This is a genomic window from Photobacterium sp. GJ3 (genome assembly GCF_018199995.1).
Taxonomy (GTDB): Bacteria; Pseudomonadota; Gammaproteobacteria; order Enterobacterales; family Vibrionaceae; genus Photobacterium.
In genome coordinates this window covers 1,049,664-1,072,140 of sequence record NZ_CP073578.1, presented here as the reverse complement: position 1 = coordinate 1,072,140, position 22,477 = coordinate 1,049,664, and the positions used below count along the sequence as shown (strand labels likewise).

The following is a 22,477-nucleotide window of genomic DNA, read 5'->3' as shown; positions in this document are numbered from 1 at the left end:
CCAGTGCCTGCGAAATGCCCTGAAGTTTATTGATATGTGCAGCGATCTCTTCAAGTTCAACCCGATAACCATTTAACTTCACCTGGTTATCGTTTCTGCCAAGGAATTCGATGTATCCGTTCTCTGACCAGCGACCCAAATCGCCGGTTTTGTAGATTTTTCCAAGTCTCGGATGCTTCAGAAAACGCTCTTTCGTTAATGCTGGTGCATGCCAATACTCAAGCGCTACGCCATCCCCCCGATATAGATTTCCCCTGTGACACCAAACGGGCAGTGTTCACCCCGATGATCAAGCACATACATCGCCTGATTTGGCATTGCAGTTCCATAAGGAATGCTCGTCCAGTTCGTATTAACCTGAGTGATTGGATACCAAATCGACCAGATGCTACCTTCGGTTGCTCCTCCCAGACTGATAACCTCAGCCTTCTGGGATAGTGCTGAAATTCGCTCTGGAAGATTCATCGGGATCCAATCCCCGCTCAGAAGAAATAACCGGATGTTCAACGGTATTTCAGGCTTTGAATCATATTCATCAATCAGTAATCCGGCCAACTGCGGCACTGTATTCCATAACGTCACTTGGTGTTCATGAATTAATGACAACCAGACATCTGGATTCTTACTATCCGCCTGACGAGGAAAAACAACGGTTCCTCCGCTCCCCAGAACACCAAAAATATCGTAAACAGATAAGTCAAAACTCAGCTCAGACAAGGCAAAAACCTTATCCGATGCAGTCACCTGAAATCTTCGATTCACCGCTTCAATTGTGTTCACTGCCCCATGGTGGCTGATTGCGACACCTTTGGGCCGACCGGTAGAGCCGGATGTGAAAATGACATAAGCAAGATCTGCAGGTCTAACATCAGGCCAAGCGACATGCTCAAGAGATGCCGTTTCTTGTGCGAGAGTCTCGATGTCCAGCACAGATGCATGCAATACAGATTGCTCAGCATCTAACCTCGTCCGTTGCGCATAGGTTGCGACAACGGTATGACACCCGGATTGTGACAGGATTTCATTCAAACGCTCTGTCGGCCAGTCCGGATGCAACGGTATATAGGCAGCACCGGCTTTCATGATGCCCAGTGTGGCAACGGCATGCCAGTGACCTTTTTCCGATAAAACTGCAACCAGATCCCCTTTTACGACTCCACGACGCAGCAAAGATGCAGCAACATTCTCATAACATTGATGAATTTCAGAATAAGTAAACCGCTGATTCAGCTCTGAATCAATTACAGCAACAGAGGTTGACGGCTCAAGTAAACCAGGTGACTGCTCAAATAAATCCACGAGTGTTCTGGCAGGATAATTTTCAGCCGTGTTATTCAAATGAAGAATGATCTCTTCTTGCCAATCCGGCAAGCGAACAGACGGCAATGCCATCAGATCCCAGTCACGTTCGACGGCCTGCTCGATTAATGTGCAATAGCCTTGATGCATCGCCTCAATAGTCTGCGGTGAAAATAACTGTTCAACATAATCCCATTCCGCCACAAACCCTTCGTCGGTTTCATAGGCTTTATTGTCGAGCCATACTTGAGACGTCTGAGAAATGGCATACTGCATGCCTTGATAACTATCATCTAATGGCAGGTCAAACATACTTGCCTGACCTTTCATACCTATCACACTGGTTAGCACAACGGGTGCAACAACTTGATTGGAGGGCAATCCATGGTGAGTTTTTAATAACCGTTGCACATCAACACCATCAAAAAGATTATGCTCTATATCCTCAAGTAATCGCTGGTGTACGGTTTCAAACTGACTCCGGGCAGAAACATCAGAACGCAGTTGATAATCAAACAAGCTGAGCACTGTAAAATCACCAATAATATCATCCACCTGAGCATGTAAAGGCAGTCGGTTAAATAAGGTCAAATTCAATGTCATTCGATCCTGATCGGACCAATAGCATAAAAGGCGACAGAACAACTCAGCGATGAATGCCGTTGGACTGATATCATGAACCTGACATTTTTCAATTACCTTATTCCAGATTGAATGCGGAATTGTTTTAGAAATTCTCTTAAAGCGAGGCTTTTCCACACTTGCTGGGTTACTCACCAAAGGCAGGTTCATTTTGAATGACATTTCAAGTGTCTTTTCCTGCCAATACTGCTCAGCTTGCGCAAAGAGTTCGCTTTCTCTGATTCGCTCATACTGAATATGATAATCACGGTAATTAATCTGCAATTCAGGCAATATGAGGTGTGGATTTTGATATAGAGAAATCCATTCTGAAAACAAAATTTCAAAACTCTTCATATCAATAATAATTGCATCAAAACTCACATGAAGGATGTATTTACCCTGCCATTTTGTAAGCAATATATCAAACAATGGATACGTATCGGTTGAATATACCTTATGAGAGTACTCATATCGTATTGCTTCAAGCTCTTGCGGATCTGAAAGCTCATGATAAGAGATTTTATAATGGCTCACTTGATTGAGATAACGTTGAACATCATTTTCAAAAACAGTTCTTAATGATGGATGACGTTGAATAAGCTGGTTGAATGCATTTTCCAATCGACTGTGATCAAGAAAATCAAATACATATTCATGATAAATATGCGTAGAAACATTACTGAGCTCAAAGTTTTTAAACCGACCAAAATAATACGTTTGCTGTACATTATTCAATGTGAACGGATGATATTGACTGGCAACATCAGTCCCTTCAATAATATAATCCCGATAGAGGAAATCACCTTTACCCGCTTCAACTAATGGCGTGATAGATGAGACATTTTTCTGTTCAAAAATATCTTTAATCTTGATATCACAATCAAAGTTAGTATTGATTAAATTAACAAGTTTTATCGCGGAAAGACTGTTCCCCCCCAGAGAGAAAAAGTCATCCTTGATACCAATTTTTTTATTTCCCAAACCTAAAGCAGATGCAAAAAATTCGCATAGTTTACGCTGATTCGTGCTTTCTGGTGCAATAAACAACACATGGTTGCTGAGTTGAATTTTAGGGAGAGCTTTTCGGTCTATTTTACCATTCATATTCAGTGGAATAGACGAAAGATACATAAAATCAACAGGGACCATATATTCTGGCAGACGGTTCTCCAGCCATCGTTTCAGTATGTCCGAAGGAATCGGAGACTCCGCCGTATAGTATCCCACCAAATACGGTTCGATGTCCTGTCCCTTATCTTTTTGTAACTGCACAACGGCTTGTTGAACATCCGTGTATTCCGTCATTGCGAACTCAATGTCACCCAGCTCAATCCGATGGCCTCTCAGCTTCACCTGGAAATCACCACGGCTTATAAATTCGATATCGCCCGAGGGTAAATAACGAACCTTATCACCCGTTTTATACATATAGTCACTGTGCTTCTCGCCATATTTTATGAATGGGTTCGGCAGAAATGCACCAGAAGTCAACTCCGGTTGGTTAAAATATCCGGCTGATACCCCTTCACCAGCAATGTACAGCTCCCCGATCACACCAGGAGCAACCGGCTGCATGACGTCATTCAGTACATAGCACTGTGTATTCGCTAATGGTTTTCCAATATAGACTCGCTGATTTGTCGCCGTCAGATGATATGCGGTAGACCAGACTGTCGTCTCTGTTGGCCCGTACACATTCCAGGCATCACGGGTCAGTTTCGCTAATCCTTGCGCAACGTCAATTGGAACCGCTTCACCGCCACAAAGAACAGTGATGTCCAGATATTGACCTTCGAAATCAGAAACAACCTGCCGCCAAAAAGAAGGAGTCGCTTGCATATGAGAAACATCATTATTCTCTAAAGACTGCTTGAGTATGTTCATATCAAGCAACTTCTTTTGATCCGCCAACACCACACCAGCACCGAACATCAGAGGCATAAATAGTTCTAATGTAGAAATATCAAATGCCAGTGTTGTTAAAGCAAGCATCCGGGAATCTTCTGTTAAGCCAATTTTTTGCGAAAAGTCAGATGCGATATTCACAAAATTACGCTGTCGAACAGCAACACCTTTTGGCGTGCCTGTTGTCCCAGAGGTATAAATAATGTAAGCCAGATCATCAATACTAGGCTGGCTCGGAGACAATAGATAATTGGTGTTTTCTAAGCGATGCACAAGCGCTTTCGTTACCGCCAGAACTGAAATATGGCTTGGTATCCTTGCCTTTGACATCTCATCACTCAATAACACCAGTGCCGGTGAAGAGTCCTGCAAAATGGCCTGAATTCGAATCTCAGGAGAGTTTTCATCAAGAGGAATATAAGCACAACGTAGCTTTTGTATCGCCAACAAGCTGATGATTAATGTGGCATCGCGTTGCATTTGAACTGCGATTCTTTCCCCGGGTTGAACCTTAAATTCATGTGCAATGAAACCAGCCAAAGCATCGGAAAGATAATGAAGCTGGGCATAAGTTAGTTCAGTTTTTCCTGCTATCAATGCGATGCGGTCAGGATTATGAGTCACCTTTTCCTGAAACAACTCGATGATGGTTTTCTGTGGGTATGCTCGCTTTTCCGGATTCATTGCATGATAGTAATAAGCAACTGTATCTTCTGGCAAACGGCACAACTCTTCCCAATTTAATTCACCTGACAAAAAACAGCCAATTCTACTGTGAAAGGTTTCAATATAATTCTGAATCAGAGAAAAGAATGGTACATGTTGATTGAAAACCATGCGAATTCCATCGGATTCTATCTGAATAAAAAAGGTACCGCTATCCATAGATAACGGTAATTCAGAGTGTTCATAAAATCTAAATCTTGGTAAAGGAAAATCCGAGTGTATATAAAGATGATCAATGAATATGTTACTTATATCGCCATCATTAATTTCCGGAAGAAGATCTGAATAACGCGCATTCCCCTTCAGAAGAATATACCGAGTTAATTCACTATTTTTTTCCTTCTTATGAAACCCATACAATGTTTCTTGATTTGCATTTAAAATATACTGTATATAAAGCAGAAACAACGTTGTTTCCGTACTATTCCAAGCATAGTTGAATTGTATTGACTCATAGCATTTAGGATTAACTTCATCATCAGTAATAAACACATCATGTAACTTTGCCTGCCGATTCAGTTCATATTTTCCTTGCTGATTAATAAAACTCCCTTCGTACCAGAGTGGAGCATCATTGCTTCCCTGATATAATTCATAGTGAGATAAAGAATCGGAACGACCTAAATCAATAAAACAGTCTATAAACAATTCTTTAAGAAGATTCAAAGTCTCTGGGTAGTTACTATAAACCTCTGAAGCATTTGAAACAGACACAACTCTTTCAACTTCAGAACAACTTACAATAGCATTAAATATAATATTCTGATCTTCAGAACAATTTAACCCAAGTCGAACCTTGTTCGCACCCGAAAATGAAGTATCGTCGGGATAACAAAACTCATAATCAATCTGATAATTCGCCACATCCCGAGCCGAGACAAGCCGAATATTATGATGGTCGTATTCAGCAATGGATGGTCTATCACAGAGTTCAGAGCTCACAAGGTGAACCTGATGCCCTGCATCAGCAAGGTAACGGATAACCTCCTGCTTTACTGTATCATCACTGACTTGGCTTAAAATATTTAATATACCCATGACCTTCTCCTTTACGCTGGCTTCACTGCCTTCAATATTGGTAAAACGCCACGTTCGTTGTAGTAAACATCTGTGACCACCAAACCAGCATCCTCCATTTGAGTTCTGATTTCATCTTCACTGACAAAATTCAAATAGGTCGCTTGTAAAATATCACCAAAAATTGAAAACTCTTTCATGAGATCAGCTTGAGGAATACCATATTTCTGCCATTCAGAATCACCCGGTTCAGGTGGTGGCGTCAGAAAACTAATATAGAGGATTCCACCTGGCTTAAGGGCATTCGCGAAGTTACGGTATAATTCAATCAGACGTGCTGAGTTGGATTCATACATGTTCAAACCATTGCTTGTAATCACATCAAATTCATCAGAATAATCTAAAGACCACGCATCCTTAATATCGAACCGGCATATATCAGATAATCCAACGCGATGTGCTTTTTTCTTCGCATACGCTATAGACTCCGGATCGAGATCAATACCGAATAATTTCACATCTGATCGACCACGATAGTCCTGATCTAATAACTCATCCATGACGCCACAAGGAATAGAGGCAATAGCATCCACATGATCTATTTCATTTTTCAAGAGGTGCTTAAAACGAAGAAATCTTTCTCGTGCCTGACATAACAATGAGTTTTCCATCAGCCAGTATTTCAGTGGATGTGTATCCTCAGAATCACACTGTTCCGTGAAAATATAGGACGTCCAATACCCATTCAAGCCACGATTGTGTAGTAGAAAAATGCCTAAATCGAAGGTTGCTAACTCATCAACTAAAGTCAACGTATCTTCTAAAGAAAGAATCAGACTAGATTGGTTTTCTATAAGTCTATTTTTAATATCATATATAATATTTTTTGTTTCTTCAGAAAGAGATAGTTCAGATGTTGTCTTATGCGAAACCATTGTCGTCATTGTATTTACCTTTTAAATAATCCAACCAGCATTGATGAAACCAGACTTAACATATTTGTCATCTAATAATTCTGTACGCTTTAGTGCACGCATAACATTTTTTACGATAGGCACATCAGGAGTAACTTCAAAACCTTTGTAAATTCTATCAATAACATTCTTATTCTCTTCTTCATCATCAATCATGCTATCGAGGTAGCTTTTATTAAACGATTTCTCAGATTCAACATTTAAGTACATTTTCACGAAGTCTGCGATATGACGACCAATATCTTTTCTCGATGATTCGGACATCTCTCCCCAGGTATATTTCAAGAGCTCCATAAAGAATATATAGTGTCTTGATTCATCATTCATATGATCATTTACATAATTTTTGATCGATGGGTGGACAGACTTTGCATTGAAAAACTCGACCAGTTCCCTAACCAAAGTTGTTTCAAATATACAGACTGCAATAATTTCGAATAGTTCTTTATTCTCATCATCTAATCGACTCATGATTTCTGTGACTGAATAATAAGAATCTGATTGAGGCAGAACATCTTGCTTCAAGTAAGGATACTGGGATTTCAGTTGATTCATTAAATCCCGAGCAACATATACATGATAATACTCATCAATGATTACCGTGTATGCGTTCATTTTAATTTGCTCAGGATAAGAAACAGGTAAATCAGAGTAGATTAATTTGTTACACGCCGAGCTGATCAGCTTAATCTCTAAAGTTACAATATCATTTAAGTATTTAAAAAGAGACCGAATTAAGAGTTCAGATTTTTCATCATCACTGATATTTTTCAATCGTTCATCCAGTAATACAGGTTGGTTATCCTCCGGGAAAAAATGGCCATCAATGGTGAAGTCAATTTTCTTTTCTGGTCGCGTTCTGATGGAAGATCGTTTCTCCCACTTCTGTATATATAAGGGTGATAGCCCTTCTCGTGCATCTTTATCATTGATTGAGATTTTTCTCTTCTCTTCCATAAATTCATTTCCTCTGATAACAATCAATATAAATTCAGGCGATAATTATCCATAGGTTACAGTTCGACCTATTGATTAAAAGTATATTTGTTTACTTGGTTCAAAAATATACCCATCAATGAAAATTCAGTGAATATTCAATGACGGGTATTTTATCTTAATATGAATCTGCGAAGGTTTGCTTATCTTTTCGGAGGTAAAAAATAATCGTCAACACTAATGCAATTGAAGAAACACTCAACATGATATATGCCATCTCTAGAGGATCTCCCGTGTATAAATAACTACTTAATGTGGTTGATCCAACGACAAGCAATGATCTTGAACTCATATTAAATGCAGATGCAATACCAAACATTTCAGGAAAAACACTCATTGAACGACCAAATACAATGGGATACAACAATGCAAAACCAATACAGAAAATACTCATCAGTGTTGTCACCAGTATTGCGTCATCCCCAAAGATAACAAGCAAACAGAGGCTGGCGATCACCATGAATATACCGACTTTCTCAGCTTTGTCTGCACCGCCAATCAAAGTCGTTACCCTAGTGGAAAGTAAACTGGTGACAGAAAATGATGCCACAACAATGAAGAAATGAATCACAAACTGAAATAATGAAAGCTCAAACGTTTCTCGATACAAAAATGCTGAGGATGCAATAAATACCATATAGGCTGAAAACAGCAAAGAAGGAACAAGAGAGGCAGTCAAGAAAGTTGAACTTGTGACGAGTTTACGATAACTGTCGGTTAAGAATTTCAAGTTAACAGTGACTTTATCTTTTTTCGTCTCTGGTAAAAACAGCATTAACGCGATGAATGAGATCAATGTGATGATCGCAACAACAGCATAATTTCCTCGCCAACCTAAGTGATAGTTAACCCAGCCCCCAGCCAACGGCGCTAAAGACATCACAATCGACATAAATGCATTCACAAGGCCAAACAGGCCATACATTTTTGCGCCTTCGTATTTATCCGAAATAATTGCAAAAACAACGACAACTGGAGCACAAGCACCAATCCCCTGAATAAGCCTTGAGAAAAGCAGAAATTCAATGCTTGTCGAAAAAACACACCCAATCGCGCCCAATAGCATCATCATTGAACCAAACAGAATCACTTTTCTGCGCCCGTAGCTCTCAGAAAGTGGCCCGTAAATCAATGCACCTACCACAAACCCGACAAAATTCAACGCAATGGTTAACTGTATTAAACCAATTTCTGCGTTGAATTCTTTAGCTATATCCGGAAAGCTCGGAATTGACATATCTATTTCTATACAACCTGCCAATAATGACAGCAATAAAAGAAATGGAACGATATCCATTTTACCTGACGCTTTACTCATACCTAACCCCAAAGGTGTACCGATTAAAAAATGCGTACTGTCGCCTGTAGCTCCAAAGGGTTTATGAACAACACGTCCAGCATCAACGAGGCCAGAAAACCAATCGTAACAGCTGGTTGCGCGTTTTCTTCACCCAAAGTTCAACCGTTGATATCACTTTCATTCAATGAAATGGCTGAGTTGATGACAGGTTAAACATAAAACACAAAGATGCAACTGATAGCACTGCCACTATTTTAATCATGCGATCTATTTAATGTTTTTTTAGTATAAATTGTTAGTAAAAGATCTAAGCAGTTGATTTATTGTGATCACAATGTTAAATAGTGCTTCCAAAAATTAGCATTTCATGGGTGTTTTTATTTAAAATCAGCAAGATAACTGTAGAAGAGCGTATGCTATGTCGCCTCCTGCCAGCATCGATAACAGAGATGAAACCAGGGCTCTCACGAAAAAATCTGGGCCATAAAAACCTTAATCCAACAATGTCAACATGGCAGGGATGCAACAGTGGTTACACATTCTGAAGGGATGTGTTCAGCGAAGTCGTGAGTTGAGAAACATCGACAGATGACTCTTCGACGGAATCACCCAGGCAAGAGTTAACAGACATAAAAATCGGAAATCAGTGAATGAATGCTGATTCTGACTCACTCAAAGGATCAGTGAACTGTTCAGCATTAGGGCTTAGCCGATACTTATAAATATGATGGAGCCAGGTGACGATTGAGGAGGACCTACCGCTCGCAAGCTCGTACGCCTAAAGGCAACGTGGTCTCGCTCCGCTCGGCTGAACCCACACTAGGGTTCCGCACCCTATCTCGATTGTGCCAAAGTTCTTACGAAAATCCAGACGAAAAAAAACCGCTGAGAGTTCAGCGGTTTCTTAAAATGTGGCGGAGAGATAGGGATTTATCGCTCGCAAGCTCGCGCCCCTACGGGCGTTGCCTGAAGGCAACGTGGTCTCGCTCCGCTCGGCTGAACCCACGCTAGGGTTCTGCACCCTATCTCGATTGTGCCAAAGTTCAGATGAAAAAAAACCGCCGAGACTTCAGCGGTTTCTTAAAATGTGGCGGAGAGATAGGGATTTATCGCTCGCAAGCTCGCGCCCCTACGGGCGTTGCCTGAAGGCAACGTGGTCTCGCTCCGCTCGGCTGAACCCACGCTAGGGTTCTGCACCCTATCTCGATTTTGCCAAAGTTCAGATGAAAAAAAACCGCCGAGACTTCAGCGGTTTCTTAAAATGTGGCGGAGAGATAGGGATTTGAACCCTAGATACGCTATTAACGTATGCCGGTTTTCAAGACCGGTGCTTTCAACCACTCAGCCATCTCTCCGAAATGTGGCGGTGAGGGAGGGATTCGAACCCTCGATACGTTGCCGTATACACACTTTCCAGGCGTGCTCCTTCAGCCACTCGGACACCTCACCAAATTGTTTGTTGCGCTCTGTCTCGGCAACGGCGGCTAATGTACTGGCTGGAGCCTTGAGGGTCAAGGAATTTTCTGAAGAAGTTGCACTTTCTTGGCTTAAACGATGATGAAAAGATCAAATCGCTTTTTTCTTAGGCCTGACACGGGGATATTTCTACACTTGTAAGATATCGCTTTTACTTTCATGTCGTTTCAGTATGCGCAAATTATTAGAACCGTTCTCTATTTTGCTGTTACTTTTCTCGCTCTGCTCTGCGGTTGCAAGCGAAGAGGCAGCCGACACCCCGGTCAGCGATCCACTGGTACAGTACAGCCAAGCGCTGGACAAACAAATCGAACTGACAGAGAGTCAGGAATCGACTTCAGAGAATGAAAAGTTGCTGGAACGCCTGCTGCAGGCGCAGGATCAATTAGAAAAAGCCAAAAGTTATCAGAAACAGGTTGAAGAGAGCCGCCAGTTGCTGGATAACTTCGGCGAAGAAACGCAATCTCTGAAAGCGCAACTCAAAGATTTTAATGCATCGACTTTTCCCGATTTCAGTCAATGGGGGCAAGATCAGCTGACGCTTGAAATTGCAGATCAAGACAACAAGCTCGAACAACTGGAACTGCGCCGTCATAACTTTCGCAACGAACTGGAAGATATTGAACGCGACATCGACGCGTTTCCAAAGCGAGCCGAACAACTTCACCAGCAGATTGGTGATGCTGAAAAAGCTCAGAAACAAGCCGAACGGGACCGGGATACGCAACTGCTTCTGGTCCACAACATTGAATTTGCTTTCTACAATAATCAGCTTTCAGCGCTGGAAACGGAACTGCTTGCTGCAGATAACCGCCGAACCTTAACCAAACAAAAGCTTCAGTTGGTGAATGCCGAGATTGAAGCCCGGCAGGCTTACCGGAATAATCTCCAGCTGATGCTGAACCGGCTGCTCAGAACAGAAGCCGAGCAAACCGCACAAGATACGGATGCACTGGTTCAGGAACTGGAAGACTTACCCCCGGAACTGAAGCAACTAAGCGAAGAGAACCGACGATATGCCAATGTGCTTTCATCGCTTTCAGACCAGCTCGATCAAGTCCAGGAGCAACAGGAAACAACGGATCATCAGTTAGAGCAGGTCGCCAAAACCTCCGAAGATCTGAGCAACATGGCTGAATGGCTTTCGCTCAGCCCGGCTTTCAGTGAAAACATGCGAACCCGCCTGAGCCGGCTGCCCAGCCCGCCAAACATGGGCGGACTGGACAATCAGATTGCTCAAAATCAGGTTCGGAAATACGAATACCAGCAGCGATATGAAGATCTCTCGGATATTGCCGATTCTCCCCCGACAAAGAACCTCTCTGATGAGCAGAAAACGCAGCAGGGAGAACTGATTGAAAACAACCTCTCCCTGCTTGAAAAGCTGATTGATAGCAGCGACATTCTGATTTATCAGCAGGCGACGTTAAAAGTCGCTTTCGATAAACTCAATACCTCTCTGGAACAGCTCAAAAATAATGCAGCCCGGCTTTTGTTCTGGGCACCGGATACCAATGCCTTCAGCCTGAAACTAGTTGAAAACACATTGGAAAAACTGCAATGGTTTTTCTCGCCGTCCCATTGGGTCGGACTGCTGAAAGTTCCTTTTGTTGCCGATCCAATCCTGCTTGGGTTCTGTCTGATCATTATCAGCCTGCTGATTCTGGCTTTAAGCTGGTGCCGGAAACGCTGGAAAAAATATCTGAGTGAAACCAGCCAATCGATCGGCAAAGTCACCCGAGACAGATTCAGTTTCAGCACTATCAACGTGGTTATCTCAGGGCTGTTTGCATGGCCGGTTCCTCTGACTGTTGCAGTCGTGGGTGCGTTGCTGACTGCATTATGGCAACTCCCCTTTATTCATCATCTTGGCCAGGCGCTAGCCCTGCCCTGGCCGCTGGTTATGTTCTGCTTTATGCGTGAACTGGTCCGCCCGGATGGTCTGCTCATTAAACATTTCGACTGGCAGCCTTCGCTGGTGGCCCGGTGTTTTGGTCATTACCGGCGACTGATCTGGCTGTACTTGCCGATGATGGTCATTCAGAATTTCGCCATTGATTACAATGACTCCGAAGTCAATGCGACTCTGGGTCGTTTAGCATTTCTGATCAGTAACCTTGCCGTCAGTTTCTTTCTCTGGCGCATGGCCAATGAACGGATTCCCATGACCTATCGCGATTTGCCGCAAGGCCAGTTGCACATTGGTCATCATCTCTTCTGGTGGCTGCTGATTTTGCTGCCACAAGTGCTGAACTATTTTGCGCTCCAGGGTTACCTCGGTTCGGCTCAGAAGCTGATGTCCAAACTTGAATATGCAGCCGTCCTTGGCGTATTTACGCTCCTGATCTATTACCTGATCAAACGATTAATGCTGATTCAGCGGCGGCGGCTCGCCTTTGAACGGGCGAAAGCCAAACGGCAGGAAATTCTGGCACAGCGGAAAGCAGAATTACTGGAAGAAAAAGAAGAGCCTGCCAGTCATGAGCTGCACATTGACATCGAAGAACCCGAAGTCGATCTGGATATCATCAGTGCGCAATCTCTGCGCCTGCTGCGATCCCTGTTATTGCTGATCTTTCTTTCGCTGCTGGCCCTGCTCTCTTCAGACTTATATCAGGCCACCAGCTTTCTGGAGGATATTACCTTATGGGATGTCAATGCGAACATTGATGGCATTGAGCAACTCAGTCATATCACCCTGAAAAGTGTGCTGCTGGCATTGCTGGCCTTATGGTTAACCGCCATTCTGGCGCGAGATCTGCCGGGTGCCATGGAGTTGTTGGTATTGCAGCATATCAGTCTGAGTCCGGGGACAGGCTACGCGATTACCTCGCTGACCCGTTATCTGGCCATTTTCTTTGGCATCATCATCGGCTCGGCTTTGATTGGATTTGACTGGTCGAAAATGCAGTGGCTGATTGCGGCCTTGGGTGTGGGTCTTGGATTTGGTTTGCAGGAAATTTTTGCCAATTTCATTTCCGGCCTGATTATTCTCTTCGAGAAACCCATTCGTATCGGGGATACGGTGACCATTCGCGATCTGACCGGCGTTGTTGCCAAAATCAACACGCGTGCCACGACGATTGTCGACTGGGACAGAAAAGAAGTAATTGTGCCGAACAAAGCCTTTGTCACAGAACAGTTCGTCAACTGGTCACTGTCTGATTCAATCACCCGGGTCACTATTTCCATCAGTGTCAAATACCTCGCCGACACAGATCTGGTCACCCAACTGCTGTTTGATGCCGCAGAAGAATGTGAGCTGGTTCTGGACAACCCGGCGCCCGAGGTTTTCTTCCTCAGTATCACCGCCGATGCACAGAACTTTGAAGTACGCGCCTACGCTGCAGAAACGGGGCACCGGCTCAGCCTGACACACGATCTGCACAGCCGAATCAAACGCAAATTCCTGCGTCATGATATTTCAATTGCTCATCCGCAACTCGAGGTCGCCATCAAAAAGCAACAACGGCATCCGTTGAGTCGCTAAGCCGTTGGGAGATGAAAAACAAAAAGCAGCCAGTCAGTGGCTGCTTTTTACATTGAGTCACAGAGATGAATCAGGCTTGCTGGTAATAACCCGGCACTTTAAACATACGGCGACATGCTTCAAGAAACTGACCGTAGACCCCTCCGAGGATCCCACTCACAACGGCATTACTGGCAACAGCAGTCATGATCTGATCAGCATCAGCCCCCACAACCCACAAAATTGCGGCATAAACGGGTGACTGGAACAGCACATAAGCCAGCATATCTGAAGCAAACTTCATCCAGCCTTGCGGACTCAATCGGGTCCCCTGACGAATCATCCAGTCACGGAAAACCCCGTAGGGCCAGGCAATCGCAATATTCACCGGGATCGACAGGGTTCGAGAAGCTAACGATTGCTGTAACGTCATACCAGACACAAAAACTTCAATCATCATGCCTGTGATAAAGCAAAAAACGACCATCGCGAATGTGTCTGCCGCAGCATGACGCATATTAAATTGTTCTTTCACTGCCACCCCGACCAAACAGAAATAAAGCCTGATAAAAAATAAATTAACGGGCTATATCTCTAAATAAAAGCAATCAACCCAGTCATATGACGTATTAAAACAGCTTTATCGTAAAATTTCTCACCATATTCTTCCATATGTAGTTAATTTACAACTTAATCGCGTGATGAAAGCCGCATTTTCCGCTACATACGCACCAGTGACGTGCTAGAAAGAAGAAATCAGGGATTTAGACAGACTGAAACCAGACAACAAACCCGTTGAGATCCGAAGTGTTCGGGAAGGTTTACACCGTATTTCTACACGCTGCCGGACAAGTGAACCAATACGCGATGAAATCGAATCAATAAATCAGAACAGACGCTAATTCATTGAAAATAAATAACTTAAAGATTCAATAACAACCAAAAATGGAATCACATGCCCGGTTCATGAATGGAATCTCTAAAGAATGATGCTTTTTCTTAGCCAATCTTAAGCAATGCCAGTGAAACTGACCTGAAACACACGAAAGCAATCGTGCAGCTTCCAAGTCACATCAGAAATAAAAAAACATAAACCATGAAATTGAGTAACATCTAATTCACACTCAGCGCAATACAAAAAGGGAGCCTGAGGCTCCCTTCATCTGATAAGGTCTGACTGTACCCTTAGTAGTTCAGGCTCAGCGTCACACCAGAGAAGCTGCTGTAACCACGCAGCATGACATAGTAAGTCTGATTGGAAGACACAGCGACGTTACAGGTTTCATTGTTCCCGTAACGGTAAGGCCGGCAATCCCAGGATGTCGTGGTCGGTTTGCTGCCCGCTTTCACATACAGATCCACATCACCGGCGCCACCAGAAACGTTCACTGATGCACTGGAAACATTGGCAGGTACGGTAAAGGTATAATGCAGTTCGCCGTTCGCATTACCAGTCAGGCCACTGATTGGTTTACCTTTTTCCAGCGTATCACCCGTTGGAGGCGGTGTTGTACCACAGGCTGCGTTCACACCGACTGTATTAAACGCATCAACAACATCAGCCGTGTTATAGCCCAAATCCTGAGCCGCTTTCACAACGCCACAACCGCCCTGATCAAAGGTTGAATTCGGTGTCCAGTACAATTGGTTTGCAACTGCAAAAATTTCAAAGCCTTTCCGTGGATCCCAGCCCGCTTTATTCGACAGAAGGTAGTAAGCACGGTTGAAGACACCGCTTGAATAGTGAACATTCAAACCAGAAGTGTACTCGGATGCATGGTCAATCGAACGGCCATCACGGGAAGGTTGATCAAAATAACGCAAGCCGCCCGATTGCTTGAAGATGTCGCTGCCAACGACCCAGTCAACACTGCCACGCATGTAGTATTCAGCCGCCTCACCCGCGATATCAGAGAATGCTTCGTTAATACCACCGGACATGTTCCGGTATTCCAGACCTGAGTTTTGCTCGGTGAAACCGTGGCTCACTTCGTGCGCACTCACGTTAATATCGACCAGTGGGTAGAACGTCGAATAACCATCACCAAAGGTCATCGCCTGTCCGTCCCAGAAGGCATTTTCATAGCTATTACTATAATGAACACGCATGGTGAGCTGGAAGGTCAGTGGCGCGGTATTCAGCCAGTCTTTATACATATCAAAAACAACCTGACCAAAGTAATGCGCATCATTCAACGGAGAATAAGCACCATTAATTTGTTTCCGGTCGTTAAAGTTTGCATCCGTCGAACAGTTGTAGCTGAAAGCCGTTGAACCTGACGTGCGATGGTTCAGGTCAACCGTTTTTACCGCACTGGTATTCATGGTACAGGTTGAGCCATTCTTTTCGACCATGAAGTTCGGAAAGTCGACGCCAAACTGATATTGCCCGGTCTTGGTGTTGCCGCCAGGGCCTGTACCCGGTGCCTGAATATGTGCAATGCTTTCCCAGGTATCCAGCACATCTCCAGAATTCGCATCAACAAAAAAGAATGGACGGGATGGCTCTTCACTGGCGACAAAGAAACTCACTTGATAAACCAGCTGAGCCTGATTGCTTTCATTGAGGCGGACCATCAGCTTCACTTGCTCGTTTTCCACGGGCAGTGCTTCCGGCGCCAGTTGTGCATGGGCCGCAGCATGATGTGCTTTGGCAATATTCAGTGCCTGTTTTCCTTGTAAACCAGGTAAAACGGCTGGCAAATCCTGCTCAACATTCTGAGCCATCTGACCATGAACCTGAGTCACCCCTTTGGCATTCGATGTAGCCACAACACCGGTGTTATAAACGGGTATCCCTTGATAGAGCTGCTGATAGCGAACCTTTTGTTTGCCATTCGGCAAATTCACTGTTTTGACCGCTTTAAAACTGTTATTTAGAGGCGCCACGGAACGTGCCGACAGCCCCTGCTCTAAGACAGAGACATCCGTGACATCAACCATGTCTGCTGCTAGTGTTGGTAAGGTAAATAAAGATCCTAGCGTTAATACTGCTACTTTTTGTCGTTTGTTTGTTTTCATTACTCATTCCTAGAGATTTTTAGCGAGCTGTCCTACATCTCCCAACCAACAAATCAGTACTTCTTCAAAGATTCATCGCCAAACAACTGAGAACTTCCTGTTTCAGCCCTGTTATCGATTAATTGGCTTTTTGTTAAAGCAATTTAACTTTGGCGTATCTTTTCAATCTGTTGCAAACAAAAAATACAAAAAATACCAAGAGGAATGTATAAGAAAATGAACATCTTAGTAACAATAAAGACATTAATTATGAGTTTTTACTCTATTCTCATTTGAAAACAGAGAGTTAATTCATATCTGTGTGTATATTCATTTTTACATATAGGCTTTATTGAATATATAGATATAGAGAAATTGAAAAATGAAATGCAATAAAATCATAAGTTTTGTATGGTGAGTCGCAAATTTATTCTAGTTTAGAATCATTTATATTTGAAGAATGACTAATAGATATTTTTGAAATTTTTTCAGTTTATTTGATTTTAAATTCATACCATGCTTAGCCAATAAAGATAATCTACCTTTACACTCAGTTAAAATAAATTAATCAGCTAAAAATCAATAACGATGATGTATTTTCGACCAGCTCAAAAAGGAAATACCGGAGTTTTATTTCACCAGAGAATGATATGGGCTCGGAAATGATGATTTCAGGATTCTGATCGGCAAGTAAGCCTGAGCACATGACTATTCCGGAGAAGGAACAAATCATTGAACACCTTCAGATATGAAAAAAGACGTCCTTAGACGTCTTTTCAGAAGATGGCGGTGAGGGAGGGATTCGAACCCTCGATACGTTGCCGTATACACACTTTCCAGGCGTGCTCCTTCAGCCACTCGGACACCTCACCAAATTGTTGATCACTGTTGGCCAGCGACGGAGCGTTACTATAGTGATCTGTATCTTGTGGGTCAACCGAATATCCCACAAAACAAATCAAGTGAATATTTTTCAATCAAATCCAGCCCGACCTCCCCTTTTTCATGCCTTTCAACGCTTCAATACTGTGTCTGTCCGCTCTGCCTGCTACAATACGGGCCATTCAAAGTCAGGCATCATGATGGAATGTCTGCCCAATTGCGAAGAGAACTCAACATGTCTGCACAACTTTCAGCAATCCTGCAAAACACAGAGCTGAGTGAGCACTTACTGTCTGAATACCAAACCCGAGGCTTTGTCACCGCAATGGCGGCTGCGCCTCATCTGCTGGATCCGGCTGAATGGCTGGCTTACCTTTGGGGTGGCGAGGAAACCTCACCTTTCAGTACGCCCGAAGAACTCGAAAACTATGCGAATGCGATTGTCGAGATTTGGAATGAATCCCGTCAGGCACTGCTGACGAGCGCCTGGCAATGGCCTGAGGCGTGCCAACTGGACGACAGAGAACTGGTAACCGAAGAAACCAGAGCCTTCGCTGAAGGCGTCTTACAGGGATGGCAGCTTGCCCGTGATGACTGGGAAACGATTATGCCGGAAGACAGCCAGGACAATGCGCTGCTTGGTGGCGTGTTGCTGTCAGTCAGCCTGTTGTATGATCCGGAGAATGCAATTGCAGCCTTGTCTGAGCAAGGCGCCGAAGGTCTGGCACAGTTTGAGGAAATCTATCATGCGATTCCGCAAATGCTCTGCGGGCTCACGCAGCGTGCACAACAACTGACAGAAAACAGCTGAGCCCTTGTGTTTTCAGGACGGGACAACACATCCCGTCCTGAGCGCAAACAACTGGCAATAAAAAAGCGGCCAAAGCCGCTTTTTTATTTTAAAGAATGCTCAGGCATTCCCTTTGACCTGAAGCTGAAGTGCCGCAGCAAAGTCCAGCATCCGATTCAACGGGATCAAAGATTTCACGCGAATTGACTCATCCACAAAAATCTCATGCTTTTCACCGCCTTCACGAAGTGCCGTCTCAATCGCTTTCAGGCCATTCATCGCCATCCACGGGCAATGTGCACAACTGCGGCAAGTTGCACCTGCACCTGCAGTCGGCGCTTCAATCAATTCTTTTTCCGGAACCATTTGCTGCATTTTAAAGAAAATGCCTTTGTCCGTTGCAACAATCAATTTCTGTTGCGGCAGGCTTTTCGCCGCTTTGATCAGCTGACTGGTTGAACCCACTGCATCCGCTAAAGCAACCACACTCGCCGGAGATTCCGGATGAACCAGAATTGCGGCATCGGGGTGCAAGTGTTTCATGTCTTTCAAAGCTTTGGCTGAAAACTCGTCGTGAACGACGCACTCTCCCTGCCACAGCAACATCTCTGCACCTGTCTTCTTCTGGATATAACTGCCCAGGTGACGATCCGGGCCCCAGATGATGGACTTGCCTTCACTGTCAAGATGCTCAACAATTTCCAGTGCAATACTTGAAGTCACCACCCAGTCTGCACGAGCTTTCACGGCTGCAGAAGTATTGGCATAGACAACAACGGTATGGTCCGGATGCGCATCGCAAAATTCAGTAAACTCTTTTTCAGGACAACCTAAGTCTAAAGAACACTCTGCTTCCAGTGTCGGCATCAACACCTGTTTTTCAGGCGTAAGGATTTTGGCTGATTCACCCATGAAGCGAACGCCACAAATAATGAGGGTCTTCGCCGGGTGCTGATTCCCGAAACGCGCCATTTCGAGTGAATCACCAACAAAACCACCCGTTTCTTCAGCCAGGGCCTGAATTTCCGGATCCGTGTAATAATGCGCGATCAGAACGGCCTCTTTTTCTTTCAGTAAGGCTTTGATCTTCGATTTGTAGTCTTCCTGCTCATTCACCGTTAATGGGATCGGCTTTGGCGGGAATGGGTAAACCATCTCTGTAGGGTCAAATGTCAGGCTCATTACGTCTTGCTCTACCAGCTCGTCCTTTCAATCCGGGCATTATACACTGCAATTGCACCGTAATACTAATATGCTCGGTAAAAGCGAGGCCCACACCACCAACCTGTACATCACAAGTTGATGGTGAAGCAAAACGCCAGCATGACGTAGGGAATTATTTGAGGGATTTCAGGCTTTTTTCAGCCTGTTGTGAGGTCGCGGTATTGGGATATTCTGCGACCACTTGCTGATATAGCTTTTTCGCTTCATCCGGCTTGTTCGCACGTTCAGCAAGGACACCCATTTTCAGCAGCGCATCGGCACGCTTGTTGGAATCCTGAAAATCTACGACAGATTGAAAATGCGATTGCGCCTCAGACATCTTATTCTGTGTGAAGTACAACTGACCCAGCCAGTAATGAGCATTTGCCGCATAGACAGATTCCGGATAGGCCGACAGGAATCCGTTAAAGGCTGTAATTGCGCCCACGTAATCTTTCTCTTTCAGAATCAGATTCACAGCACTTTCGTAGGCCGAGTTTTCATCTGCATTGGCAGCATAAGTTTCACCACCACTGTTGTCAGATTTTTCTTCTTTTACTTCCGCTGGCTTTGAACGGCTCAGCTTATCAATTTCACGATAAAGCTCACGCTGGCGTTCCAGCATCTGCTTCATATCATAACTGTTCCGTTCGACCATGCCACGTAGCTCGCCAACATCACGGGACAATTCATCCAGTTGGCGCTGCATATCAAGTTGCATCTGGCTCCGAGCTTCGAACATGCGTTCTAAACGTTGCAGACTGCTGTCACTGCCTGAGGAGCTGGCATTCAGCTCTGTCACAGGAGCAGGTGCGGCGACCACTGGGGTCGCCGCACCAATCAGCAACGTTAATGCGATGTTTCGCATCAGGTTACTGTTCATCTAAATTACCTTAACTTAGTAAACCAGAACCGAACGACGGTTCTTCGCGTAATCGGCGTCAGTGTGGCCCAGTACAAGCGGCTTCTCTTCACCGTAGCTTACGATAGAAATCTGGCTTGAGGATACGCCCAGCGCTTGCAGATATTTTGCCACTGCATTCGCACGACGCTCGCCCAGCGCGATGTTGTATTCAGGCGTACCGCGCTCATCTGCGTGGCCTTCAACAACGATTTTCACGTTGCTGTTGTTACGCAGGTATTCCGCGTGTGCTTCCAACATTTCCTGGTAGCTTTCCTGAATCTCAGCATTGTCAAACTGGAAGTAGATCGTCTGCTCCTGACGCAGCTGCTGGTTACGAACTTCTTGCTCTGACATTGCCGCTGAACCTGAATCTACAGGTGTTGTTACAACTGTAGTTTCTGAGCCAGTTGTACCAGCATTCGTTTGAGCCGCAGAACTATCTGTGCTCTCAGTTGAGCTACAAGCAGCCAGAGTAAACATTGGCAGCGCAATTGCCAAACCCTTTAAAACTTTATTCAGTTGCATTATTTTTCCTTATATATCGCTTTATTGCGGTGAACCTTATAAAAACGGTCCCCAAGATGGTGCCCTAACTCGACCACTGGTGGCAGGTAAACGCGCTTTGAATCGCCCGTCTATCGACACCAGGGACAGTTCGTTAGATTTGTTATTCACCGAACTGTAAATGACCATGCCACCGTTCGGTGCAATGCTTGGAGATTCATCCAGAAATGTCTTCGTCAGAATCTGCAATGCACCTGTTTTCAAATCCTGCTTGGCGATGTTATAACCAGAATCCGATCTGTGCACCATCACCAAATAACGACCATCCGGAGTCAGTTGACCACCGAGGTTTTGCGATCCTTGCCATGTCAGACGCTCGGTCGAACCGTCAGATAAATTTACTCGATATATCTGGGGTTTACCACCTCTGTCTGACGTGAAGATCATCGATTGACCGCTTGGATCCCAAAACGCTTCAGTGTTGTTCGCACGCCCGTCTGTCACCTGTTTCATCTGTTTGGTCTGAAGATCTAATGTGTAGACCTGCAGACTGCCACTTTTTGACAAAACCATCGCCAGTTTGCGTCCATCCGGAGAGAAACGCGGCGATCCGTTGTGTCTTGGGAAAGAGGCGACCATTTCTCGGGTGCCATTTGTAATGTCCATAACAAAAATCTGAGATTGCTGATTTTCAAAGCTGACATAGGCCAGTTTATTGCCATCCGGAGACCAGGACGGAGACATCAGCGGCTGCTTGGATTTCAGCACTAACTGCTCGTTATAACCGTCATAATCAGCAATACGAAGCTGATATGGATAGCCTGATTTGTCGTCAATCACGACGTAGGCGATCCGGGTCAAAAACGCCCCTTTTTCGCCGGTCAACTTCTCGTAGACCACATCAGAAATCCGGTGCGCAAACTGACGCATCCGGTTCAGTCGGATGGTTGCACGGTTATGCAGCAAAATATGGTCACTGGTCTGAACCAGTTGACCGTTTTCCAGTCCGCGGCTTTCACCATTTGTCAGTTGACCACGAACAACATCAATCAGTTTGTAATTAACGACATAATTTCCATCGGCATTTTTCTCGATGGTCCCTGTCACCAGTGCATCAACGCCCATGGCCGTCCAGGCAGAATAATTGATATCTGCATCATGGGTCGGGGTTTGCGGCATTTCGTTTGGCGCAACCGGGCTGAATTTACCACTGCGGCGTAAATCGGAAGCAATCACAGCCGCCATATCGACAGGAGCAGCGCCTTCGCCCTGCCACTGAAAAGGAATGATCCCGATCGGACGCGCCGAATCGACACCTTCAGTAATCACGAGTTCAAGTTCCGCGTGTGCCAGCTGGCTCATGGTGAGCAGGGCTGCACACAAGCCCAAAATCCAACGTTTCATTTCA

Annotated in this window: 12 protein-coding genes, 3 tRNA genes and 2 other RNA genes; 2 read left to right on the top strand and 15 right to left on the bottom strand. The window is 44.5% G+C overall.

Features of this window, described 5'->3' with window-relative positions:
- Nucleotides 1-225: 225 nt before the first annotated feature.
- The 8 genes from KDD30_RS04835 to KDD30_RS04800 all read right to left on the bottom strand — a co-directional run bounded on the left by KDD30_RS04835 (nucleotide 226) and on the right by KDD30_RS04800 (nucleotide 10,290).
- On the bottom strand, nucleotides 226-5,592 hold the full coding sequence (locus KDD30_RS04835; RefSeq protein WP_211647644.1) for a non-ribosomal peptide synthetase: 5,367 nt from the start codon (nucleotides 5,590-5,592) through the stop codon (nucleotides 226-228).
- Between the two features lie 11 nt (nucleotides 5,593-5,603).
- Entirely contained in the window at nucleotides 5,604-6,515 is a 912-nt protein-coding gene (locus KDD30_RS04830; RefSeq protein WP_211647643.1) for a cyclopropane-fatty-acyl-phospholipid synthase family protein, read from the bottom strand.
- A gap of 12 nt (nucleotides 6,516-6,527) precedes the next feature.
- Nucleotides 6,528-7,502 (bottom strand): diiron oxygenase, encoded by a 975-nt coding sequence (locus KDD30_RS04825; protein ID WP_211647642.1) that lies wholly within the window; start codon nucleotides 7,500-7,502, stop codon nucleotides 6,528-6,530.
- Nucleotides 7,503-7,659: 157 nt separating this feature from the next.
- The gene (locus KDD30_RS04820; protein WP_211647641.1) at nucleotides 7,660-8,859 is read right to left on the bottom strand and encodes a multidrug effflux MFS transporter; all 1,200 of its coding nucleotides are present in this window, start codon (nucleotides 8,857-8,859) and stop codon (nucleotides 7,660-7,662) included.
- Nucleotides 8,860-9,753: 894 nt separating this feature from the next.
- Nucleotides 9,754-9,882, bottom strand: a non-coding RNA gene (locus tag KDD30_RS04815) — RtT sRNA.
- Between the two features lie 47 nt (nucleotides 9,883-9,929).
- Nucleotides 9,930-10,058, bottom strand: a non-coding RNA gene (locus KDD30_RS04810) — RtT sRNA.
- 47 nt (nucleotides 10,059-10,105) lie between these two features.
- A tRNA-Ser gene (locus KDD30_RS04805) sits at nucleotides 10,106-10,196 on the bottom strand.
- A gap of 6 nt (nucleotides 10,197-10,202) precedes the next feature.
- Nucleotides 10,203-10,290, bottom strand: a tRNA-Ser gene (locus KDD30_RS04800).
- Between the two features lie 199 nt (nucleotides 10,291-10,489).
- On the opposite strand from KDD30_RS04800, the gene mscM reads away from it, so the two are divergent.
- Nucleotides 10,490-13,807, top strand: a complete 3,318-nt coding sequence (gene mscM / locus KDD30_RS04795) for a miniconductance mechanosensitive channel MscM (RefSeq protein WP_211647640.1) — start codon at nucleotides 10,490-10,492, stop codon at nucleotides 13,805-13,807.
- Between the two features lie 70 nt (nucleotides 13,808-13,877).
- On the opposite strand, the gene KDD30_RS04790 is transcribed toward mscM, so the two are convergent.
- The 3 genes from KDD30_RS04790 to KDD30_RS04780 all read right to left on the bottom strand — a co-directional run bounded on the left by KDD30_RS04790 (nucleotide 13,878) and on the right by KDD30_RS04780 (nucleotide 17,658).
- The gene (locus tag KDD30_RS04790; protein ID WP_211649556.1) at nucleotides 13,878-14,303 is read right to left on the bottom strand and encodes an L-alanine exporter AlaE; all 426 of its coding nucleotides are present in this window, start codon (nucleotides 14,301-14,303) and stop codon (nucleotides 13,878-13,880) included.
- A gap of 668 nt (nucleotides 14,304-14,971) precedes the next feature.
- Complete coding sequence (locus KDD30_RS04785; protein WP_211647639.1) at nucleotides 14,972-16,807, bottom strand: M4 family metallopeptidase; 1,836 nt, start codon at nucleotides 16,805-16,807, stop codon at nucleotides 14,972-14,974.
- Nucleotides 16,808-17,570: 763 nt separating this feature from the next.
- A tRNA-Ser gene (locus KDD30_RS04780) sits at nucleotides 17,571-17,658 on the bottom strand.
- A gap of 245 nt (nucleotides 17,659-17,903) precedes the next feature.
- Between KDD30_RS04780 and KDD30_RS04775 the strand changes: the two genes are divergently transcribed.
- Nucleotides 17,904-18,479, top strand: coding sequence for a UPF0149 family protein (locus KDD30_RS04775; protein ID WP_211647638.1), 576 nt, complete (start codon nucleotides 17,904-17,906; stop codon nucleotides 18,477-18,479).
- A 99-nt stretch (nucleotides 18,480-18,578) separates the two neighbouring features.
- On the opposite strand, the gene nadA is transcribed toward KDD30_RS04775, so the two are convergent.
- The 4 genes from nadA to tolB form a co-directional block, all read right to left on the bottom strand.
- Nucleotides 18,579-19,640, bottom strand: coding sequence for a quinolinate synthase NadA (nadA, locus tag KDD30_RS04770; RefSeq protein ID WP_211647637.1), 1,062 nt, complete (start codon nucleotides 19,638-19,640; stop codon nucleotides 18,579-18,581).
- A gap of 154 nt (nucleotides 19,641-19,794) precedes the next feature.
- A complete protein-coding gene (gene ybgF, locus KDD30_RS04765) occupies nucleotides 19,795-20,544 on the bottom strand; it encodes a tol-pal system protein YbgF (RefSeq protein ID WP_211647636.1) in 750 nt (249 codons plus the stop codon).
- 15 nt (nucleotides 20,545-20,559) lie between these two features.
- Nucleotides 20,560-21,090 carry a peptidoglycan-associated lipoprotein Pal gene (pal, locus tag KDD30_RS04760; RefSeq protein ID WP_211647635.1) on the bottom strand — a complete coding sequence of 177 codons (531 nt, stop codon included), beginning with the start codon at nucleotides 21,088-21,090 and terminating at the stop codon, nucleotides 20,560-20,562.
- 36 nt (nucleotides 21,091-21,126) lie between these two features.
- Nucleotides 21,127-22,473 carry a Tol-Pal system beta propeller repeat protein TolB gene (tolB, locus tag KDD30_RS04755; protein ID WP_211647634.1) on the bottom strand — a complete coding sequence of 449 codons (1,347 nt, stop codon included), beginning with the start codon at nucleotides 22,471-22,473 and terminating at the stop codon, nucleotides 21,127-21,129.
- Nucleotides 22,474-22,477: the final 4 nt, after the last annotated feature.